Raw genomic sequence first — 5267 nt, forward strand, 5'->3', positions numbered from 1 at the left:
CCTCAAGTCATTGCTCACCGTTGTGCTTACCTTAATGGATTAATCTTTGCTCGCTAAATAAAAAGTGGGATGCTCCCCAAATCGAAAGTGGCAAAAATAGCTGTTGATTCTGCCAGTATCCCTGCTGCCGACAAGCAAATATTATCAGTTGATTGTGGGGAAATTTTGATACGGCAGCATATACCCGTATTTTTGGTCTTATTTTTAATCGAGAAGCAGTTATAATTAATCCGCCACTACCTTTACTTAGATAGATTTCGCAGTGCATTAGGATTAACCAGCCTCCAAACAGAAAAAGCCTTAGGAAGATTTCGGACATTGCTGGCAAACGAATTTTTCTGTACAAAAGAAGAAATTGCTAAATTAGAGGCAATATTTAATTTTCGATTAGAATCTCTAGAAAGCTTCTTAAGAAGACACTTATTCAATTTGAGTAATTTATAATCCTATGCGTTCTCCCTTAGCTGCAAACGCTGCCCAAGCACGTCAAACCAAACAAATATTTGCTCGTCCTGAAGAACAATTATCCTTTGAACTTGGCAAAGCAGTACAAGAATTACCACCCTTGTACACACGACTGCTTGCGGGTACAATTAGTGCGATAATTTTTAGCGCGATCGCATGGTCATATTTTTCCGAAGTCGATGAAGTTGCCACCGCTCCAGGGGAAATAGTAGCATCAACCCAAGTGCGTCCAGTAACATCCATCGGTAATGGTTCAATTATGGCAGTACGTGTCAAAGAAGGCGATCGCATTACCAAAGACCAAGTATTAGTCGAACGTGACCCCGAATATCAAAAATTAGATGTCGCCCGACTCACACAATCTGCTAAACTTATCCAACAGGATTTAAGCCGTCTTGATGCCGAACGCGCAGGCACAAAAATAGCCGGAACCGCCATCCAAGACGAACTCCTAGCCGCACGAATGCGGGATTTTGAAGCCAAACAAGCCGCAGCCGAAGCCGAAGCAAATCGTCTCGCATCTGCCATTGACCAAGCAAAAGTTCGCTTTAGCCGTTTGGAAGAAAACTATACCAACGCCCAAACTAGTTTATTAAACGCCCAAACCAACCTTGCCAACGCCAAAAATCTGCGGCAAAAAGTCAATAATAACGTAGCCCTAGCCCAGCAACGGGAGAAAAGTATGCGTACCCTCATTGGCAGTGGAGCAGTTCCCCGACTCGACTACCTCCAAGCACAGGATCAACTCAACCGTGCCAACGCCGAAATTACCCGTGCTGACGACGAAATTACCAACAACCAAAACAAAATCACTGAAGCCCAAGATAAAGTAGTATCCCTACAAAAAGACATGGCTGCCCAAGTTCAAGAAGTTAAACAGGCACAAGCAGCATTTCAGGGAGCCAAAAACCAGGCACAACGGCTAGCATCAGAACGGCAAAGCGAAGTTTTAACCCAGATGAACAAGCGGCGCGAAGAACTCGCCGATGTATCAGGAAAACTCAATCAAGCCCGCAAGCAAACTGAGTACGAAAGCATCAAATCACCTGTTGCAGGTACGGTTTACAAAATTAAGGCAACTAAGGGTCCAGTACAATCGGGCGAAGAATTGTTGTCAATATTACCAGATGGGGAGGAATTGCTCCTCGAAGTCAAAGTATTGAATCGCGACATCGGTTTTATTCGTCAGGGAATGAGAACAAAAGTGAAAATGGCAACCTTTCCATTTCAGGAATTTGGTACTATCGAAGGCGAAGTTCTCAAAGTTAGTCCCAATGCGATCGCAGACAAAGATTTAGGTTTAGTATTTCCCACCCAAATCAAACTCAGTAAGCACTCTTTGACGGTGCGGGGTAAGGAGGTACAATTTACACCAGGGATGACGGCTAATGGGGAAATTGTCACCCGTAAAAAGTCTGTTTTAACCTTTATTACGGAGCCAGTTACCCGTCGATTTAGCGAAGCTTTCTCTGTTAGATAGGAAATTGGTTGATACATTATTGTAGAGACGTAATAAGCTAAAAAGCACCTAAATTATATATTAGGGCAGGCAGGGATGCCCACCCCACAATAATTATAATAATTTGGATTATATGATTTAAATGCGGAACAGCTTATACCAGTCTCTACAATATGAGGACTTATCCACGGACTATTTTTTATGAAAACCCTCCAAGCAACAGCAATAATTGATGCTAATGGAAAACTCACAGTTGATATACCAGTTAATATGCCTCCTGGAGAATATCAAATAGTTTTAGTTTTAGAAGAAAAACCTCTATCTAAAATAACTCAGGAAAAGTTAATTAAAAAAACTTCTGGTGTCTGCGGAGGAAATGCACGCATCCGGGAAACTCGTATTCCTATTTGGACTCTAGTTTCATTTCAAAAGCAGGGTGCTTCTCAAGAAGAATTACTAAGAAATTATCCATTTTTGACAGTAGAAGATTTAGCAGCAGCTTGGTTATATTATGAACAAAACCCAGAGGAAATTGACCAAGTTATAGCTGAAGATAATTAAAATGATTAAATTTTATACCAATGAAAATGTTCCCTTCGATCTAGTTGAAGAGTTACGTAAATTTGGCTATGATGTTTTGACATCATATGATGCAGGGCAAGCAAATCAATCAATTAGTGATGAAAACGTACTAAAATTCGCTTACGAGCAAGAGCGAATTATCGTTACCCTCAACAGAGAGGACTTTATTAGCCTTCATCAACAAGGTTACAAACATAGCGGTATTTTAATTTGTAAAGACGACCGAGATTATAAAGGTCAAGCAGAGAAAATCAGAGAGTTTATTGTCAATAACACTCAACTTATAGCAGGTAGGTTAATTAGAATTAAAAAACAAAATCAAAAAGGATATTCGGCACAAGTTTTTATTGTGCAGGAATATTAAATATTGAGTTACGTCAGATTGTAATTATTCGCTTGAAAACACGAAATCCCACACTTAATTACAACCAGATTCATTAATTAGCGTTTAATTTGCTGAGGAAATTTAGGAACTAATAAAGATTGTTCTAATTCACCTTGTTCATTATAAAATTTCATTTCACCTTGTTCATTACATAACCATACTTCTATCGCTTTAGCTTCTAAATATAATTTTTGTTTAAATTCCATTTCTTCCAGACAATTACCACTCGATTTAACTTCTACACAGATTTCTGGTGCAATCGATGCTGACACTTCATCTTCAATTTGAGCAAATCGTTCCTCAGAACACCAAACAACATCGGCAACTTTAACCCCATCCGATGTATTTATCGCACATTCCGGCATCACTTCTCCAGTATTTATTAAAGATTCTAATAACCGTTGGATTCTCCCTTGGTAAAAAGAATGTTTAATTTTGACAGAACTCATGACAATTTGACCCCATTTATTTAATTCGATTTTGAAGGGTAAATCTTGTAAATCTTTATTTTCACAAACTTCTTCCCATTTCATAATTCATATTTTCCAGAAGTGAGAGAACGATTAATTTAATTTTAACCTGAGTTAGACCGCGATCGCACTTCAATGCAGTTATGCTATCTGAGAAGAGAATGTGATCGCATTCTGGATTTTCCCAATCTAACTCTGTATAAATTATCCGAACCTTCTAATTTTGTCACACCATCAGGACGAGGTTTAAAAGCAAGTTCTTCCAATTTAGCAACTATTTTCTGTTGAATATCATTGGGTAATTTTTTTATCTGTCTTTTTGCTGCTGGTGTAATCTCTACTTCGTAACTCACAAACCTAATTCCCTTTTAAGTTCACCCAAGGAAATCGTACCAAGCTGTTGTGCTTCTTTTAATGCAGCTTTGGCATCTTCTAAATCTTCTTTATCTTCTTTAGCTTTCAAAAAAAGTAAAAAATCCAAAACCTCGTTTATGATTTCTTCTGGTACGTTTTCTATCTCTTCAATTATTTTTTGTTTGGCATTCATAAATTCTGATTCATGCTGGTTGGCTCTATTATATAATCGCAGTTATAGGAGTCTTGCTAACTCAGTCAAAAAATGCGATCGCATAAACTCCCAAACTCAACAAACGCGATCGCTAAGTCCTTACACATCAAGATGATCTAGAAATTTTCTGTATAATTGGACTGTCGATTCAAGAAGAACTCAAAATGGCAACCAACACCTCTTTAGAAGAACGGCTTGCAGCAGTAGAATCTGCGATCGTCCAGTTGCAAAAGCAAGTATCGACTCCCCAGACAACCAATTGGTTGCAACAAATTACTGGCTCTTTCAAAGATGAGCCAGCTTTTGAAGAGGTACTCGCTTATGGGAAAGGAATTCGTCAAGGGGATGAGTCTCTTCTCGAAGTCCAAACGGACGAGGTATGAAATATTTATTAGATACAGATCATCTCAGTATTCTTCAACGCCAAACTGGGCAAGATTACATAAACATTCCGGCACGTATGGCTCAATATCCGCTATCAGATTTTGCCGTGTCCAGCGTTACATTTCACGAACAAGTGCTTGGTTGTCATGCTTATATCAATCGTGCTCAAAACCCAGACGATGTTGTGAAAGGATATGAAATGATGGCACAGCTTATCAATGATTTTAAAGTGTTGCCTCTTGTTTTATTTGACCGTAATGCATCTGCGGCATTTGAGAAATTACATTCACAACGAATTCAACTGGCGAAAATGGATGCACGAATCGCTTCAGTTGCCTTATGTCGTGGATTCGTTCTGTTAACTCGCAATCATCGAGATTTTAGTAAAGTATCAGGACTAATGATCGAGGATTGGACAGTTGCTTTATAGTATCTAAGCAGAGAATGCGAACGACTTACGTCGCGCAAACTTCGCACTCTGCATACAAAGCTGATCGCATAAACTTTCAAACTCAACAAACGCGATCGCATCGTAACCTGTAGGGGTTTAGCATTGCTAAACCCTTTTATTGAGGATAAACAGCAATATATCTCGATTATTATGAGATGTCAGCTAGTTTTTATTTCTCCATTCCCAGTAAGCTTGCAAAGGACTAACTGTTGCATTTCTAACGTTCACTTCTGTTCCTCCAGCAACAGAACCACCATATGCTTTAGTCCCAACGGCTAGATGGAAATGTGCATTACTGCCTAGTTGATTTCCAACAGTACCGATTTGATCTCCAACTTTTACAGGAGCGTTTGCTTTCCATTGACCTAAGCTTTGTAAATGACCATAAACCCAAACTCTACCATTTGTATCTTCAACAGCTATAAAGCTGACTGCCTGACAGATTTATTTGAAAAGAAGTGAAAAAGCACTCAAACCCAACATTTAAAGGAGTAAACACGAGA

The 5267-nt window shown here is 39.0% G+C and carries 10 protein-coding genes; 5 read left to right on the forward strand and 5 right to left on the reverse strand.

All coding sequences use genetic code 11. The annotated features are described in order from the left end of the window. Nucleotides 1–31: 31 nt before the first annotated feature. The gene (locus CK510_RS32040; protein WP_158224964.1) at nucleotides 32–268 is read right to left on the reverse strand and encodes a hypothetical protein; all 237 of its coding nucleotides are present in this window, start codon (nucleotides 266–268) and stop codon (nucleotides 32–34) included. 180 nt (nucleotides 269–448) lie between these two features. On the opposite strand from CK510_RS32040, the gene CK510_RS25730 reads away from it, so the two are divergent. The 3 genes from CK510_RS25730 to CK510_RS25740 all read left to right on the forward strand — a co-directional run bounded on the left by CK510_RS25730 (nucleotide 449) and on the right by CK510_RS25740 (nucleotide 2870). Next, nucleotides 449–1945 (forward strand): beta-barrel domain-containing protein, encoded by a 1497-nt coding sequence (locus tag CK510_RS25730; protein WP_095724381.1) that lies wholly within the window; start codon nucleotides 449–451, stop codon nucleotides 1943–1945. Nucleotides 1946–2125: 180 nt separating this feature from the next. Beyond that, on the forward strand, nucleotides 2126–2485 hold the full coding sequence (locus tag CK510_RS25735) for a DUF433 domain-containing protein (protein WP_245912436.1): 360 nt from the start codon (nucleotides 2126–2128) through the stop codon (nucleotides 2483–2485). Between the two features lies 1 nt (nucleotide 2486). Beyond that, nucleotides 2487–2870, forward strand: coding sequence for a DUF5615 family PIN-like protein (locus CK510_RS25740; protein ID WP_143289441.1), 384 nt, complete (start codon nucleotides 2487–2489; stop codon nucleotides 2868–2870). Between the two features lie 77 nt (nucleotides 2871–2947). Here the strand turns inward: CK510_RS25740 and CK510_RS25745 are convergent, their stop codons facing one another. The 3 genes from CK510_RS25745 to CK510_RS25755 all read right to left on the reverse strand — a co-directional run bounded on the left by CK510_RS25745 (nucleotide 2948) and on the right by CK510_RS25755 (nucleotide 3908). After that, on the reverse strand, nucleotides 2948–3424 hold the full coding sequence (locus CK510_RS25745; RefSeq protein WP_095724382.1) for a Uma2 family endonuclease: 477 nt from the start codon (nucleotides 3422–3424) through the stop codon (nucleotides 2948–2950). Nucleotides 3425–3507: 83 nt separating this feature from the next. Beyond that, nucleotides 3508–3714: a type II toxin-antitoxin system RelE family toxin gene (locus CK510_RS25750; RefSeq protein ID WP_095724383.1), complete on the reverse strand. Its 207-nt coding sequence runs from the start codon at nucleotides 3712–3714 to the stop codon at nucleotides 3508–3510. Beyond that, on the reverse strand, nucleotides 3711–3908 hold the full coding sequence (locus CK510_RS25755) for a DUF2281 domain-containing protein (protein ID WP_095724384.1): 198 nt from the start codon (nucleotides 3906–3908) through the stop codon (nucleotides 3711–3713). Before CK510_RS25755 ends, CK510_RS25750 begins: the two co-directional genes overlap by 4 nt. 185 nt (nucleotides 3909–4093) lie before the next feature. Between CK510_RS25755 and CK510_RS25760 the strand changes: the two genes are divergently transcribed. Next, the gene (locus CK510_RS25760; protein ID WP_095724385.1) at nucleotides 4094–4312 is read left to right on the forward strand and encodes a hypothetical protein; all 219 of its coding nucleotides are present in this window, start codon (nucleotides 4094–4096) and stop codon (nucleotides 4310–4312) included. Beyond that, complete coding sequence (locus CK510_RS25765) at nucleotides 4309–4743, forward strand: type II toxin-antitoxin system VapC family toxin (protein ID WP_095724386.1); 435 nt, start codon at nucleotides 4309–4311, stop codon at nucleotides 4741–4743. The genes CK510_RS25760 and CK510_RS25765 overlap by 4 nt, the downstream gene beginning before the upstream one ends. 183 nt (nucleotides 4744–4926) lie before the next feature. Here CK510_RS25765 and CK510_RS34470 read toward each other — a convergent pair whose 3' ends face one another. Continuing rightward, nucleotides 4927–5208 (reverse strand): peptidoglycan DD-metalloendopeptidase family protein, encoded by a 282-nt coding sequence (locus CK510_RS34470; protein ID WP_095724388.1) that lies wholly within the window; start codon nucleotides 5206–5208, stop codon nucleotides 4927–4929. Between the last annotated feature and the right edge of the window lie 59 nt (nucleotides 5209–5267).

This window comes from Brunnivagina elsteri CCALA 953 (assembly GCF_002289455.1).
GTDB classification, from domain to species: domain Bacteria; phylum Cyanobacteriota; class Cyanobacteriia; order Cyanobacteriales; family Nostocaceae; genus Brunnivagina; species Brunnivagina elsteri.

What these genes read in the sequence shown, in the direction of transcription:
- CK510_RS32040 (WP_158224964.1), bottom strand. Translation starts at nt 268, where the DNA reads ATGCACTGCGAAATCTATCTAAGTAAAGGTAGTGGCGGATTAATTATA.
- CK510_RS25730 (WP_095724381.1), top strand. Translation starts at nt 449, where the DNA reads ATGCGTTCTCCCTTAGCTGCAAACGCTGCCCAAGCACGTCAAACCAAA.
- CK510_RS25735 (WP_245912436.1), top strand. Translation starts at nt 2,126, where the DNA reads ATGAAAACCCTCCAAGCAACAGCAATAATTGATGCTAATGGAAAACTC.
- CK510_RS25740 (WP_143289441.1), top strand. Translation starts at nt 2,487, where the DNA reads ATGATTAAATTTTATACCAATGAAAATGTTCCCTTCGATCTAGTTGAA.
- CK510_RS25745 (WP_095724382.1), bottom strand. Translation starts at nt 3,424, where the DNA reads ATGAAATGGGAAGAAGTTTGTGAAAATAAAGATTTACAAGATTTACCC.
- CK510_RS25755 (WP_095724384.1), bottom strand. Translation starts at nt 3,908, where the DNA reads ATGAATGCCAAACAAAAAATAATTGAAGAGATAGAAAACGTACCAGAA.
- CK510_RS25760 (WP_095724385.1), top strand. Translation starts at nt 4,094, where the DNA reads ATGGCAACCAACACCTCTTTAGAAGAACGGCTTGCAGCAGTAGAATCT.
- CK510_RS25765 (WP_095724386.1), top strand. Translation starts at nt 4,309, where the DNA reads ATGAAATATTTATTAGATACAGATCATCTCAGTATTCTTCAACGCCAA.